The sequence below is a fragment of the Desulfovibrio sp. Huiquan2017 genome (assembly GCF_017351175.1).
In the GTDB taxonomy this organism is placed as follows: domain Bacteria; phylum Desulfobacterota; class Desulfovibrionia; order Desulfovibrionales; family Desulfovibrionaceae; genus Pseudodesulfovibrio.
The window spans coordinates 1-1,528 of the sequence record NZ_JAFMPN010000036.1 but is presented as its reverse complement, the minus strand read 5'-3'; the positions used below and the strand labels follow the sequence as shown (position 1 = coordinate 1,528).

Annotated in this window: 1 protein-coding gene; it reads left to right on the top strand. The window is 53.1% G+C overall.

All coding sequences use genetic code 11. From position 1 onward, the window contains the following. Positions 1-521, top strand: a 521-nt coding sequence (locus tag J0909_RS18505) for an RHS repeat-associated core domain-containing protein (protein ID WP_286182140.1), incomplete at its 5' end; no start/stop codon positions are given. Positions 522-1,528 lie beyond the last annotated feature (1,007 nt).

Sequence of the window (1,528 nt, the reverse complement as noted above, 5' to 3'; positions counted from 1 at the left end):
AGGAAGTCCTCTACGATCCCCTCGGCGGAATTATAGCGGACACCAATCCGGGCCTGCGTGTGCCCATCGGCTTCGCGGGCGGCCTGCATGACCGCGATTTGGGGTTCGTCCGCTTCGGCTGGAGGGATTACGACACCTTCACCGGCAGGTGGACCGCGCCCGATCCCATCGGGGACAGGGGCGGCGATCCGGACTGGTATGGGTATTGTTTGGATGATCCGGTGAACGGGGTGGACCCGCTTGGGTTGTTTGACATCACTGCTGGGGATGCCATCTCTACAGGAGTGACCGTTGGAATTGAGGGCCTCAAGCAGGCTGGCAAAATATCTCCAGTAGTAGCCGGCGGCCTGGGCGTCATAACCGCCCCATTAGCTGACTGGATATCGCCAAGTGAAGCTGGCGAGGGAGAAGACTACATACTCTGGAAGAAAGAGGCCGCAGAAAAAGGCTGGCTCGACGCATTGGATACTGAAGAAGCAATCCGTGAAAGGGAGCGTTATGGAAAAGCATCCTACGAATGAGGACATCCTCCACAAGCGCGCGAAGCAGTACACGCTTGGCAACATTTTCAAATCAATACTGATGTATCTGGCGATCGGCATAGCAATAAGCTTGCTCGTTTATCTGGCTACCAAGAGCTTGAAGGTGAGTATATCCGTATTCGTCATCTATGCTGCATGCTTACTGGCGAGCGCCTGCCGGGAGCTGCTTACTTACTATCAGATCAGACGCAGGTTGCGTCAGGAGGAGAGATAGTGGGTGTTGATAGCTGCGTTGCCTGATTGCCTTCTTTGAAGACGAACGGACTAATTGCCACATACGATCAATTCGTCATTTTACAGGGGCTGCCTCGGCAGCCCTTGTCCGTTTTATTCCTTGTCAGCATCGCCGAAAAATGGGTGGTTTCCGCAAATCAGTCGAATTTGGCCAAACCGGACCGAAACATGGCTTTCGGTCCGGTTTCGGCAAATGTATCCAGTTTGTGGAAAATAGTCGTTTTTGATCAAAAACGACCATTTTTTCATTGTCCGATCCGGGGATCTAAAAGTGTTGTCAGCAAATTCAAGAAAAGGATTCAAAGATTGTCATCAACTGTTCGGACGCCCCCGAGCAAATCGGTATCGGCAAAACCGGAAACCATTGGGGTACAGGGCGAGACAATCATTCTCCTCGCCGGAAAGGGTGTCCCCCGACTATCCCACACACCAGCCCCTCTGGTGAAAACTGTCAAGCGGAACATACGGCTTTTCCGATGTATTTTACCGACCGCGCCGTGCATTCGACCAACATTCAACTGCATTCCGCCGACAACTCCGTGTTTCGCTCATTTGGGCCGAAAAACCCGTGATACGCTCTCCGCAAACAAAGACAGGGCCGTCTAGCTCAGTGGCCCGGAGGAGATCATATGAGCGTATTTGAAATGAGGCTGAAGTATGACCCAAGCGGCCGAATCGTGGAGAAAACCGAAACCGTGGCCGGTCGGCCCTTTGTCTGGAAGTATGCCTACGACAAGGCCGGGAGGCTCTTT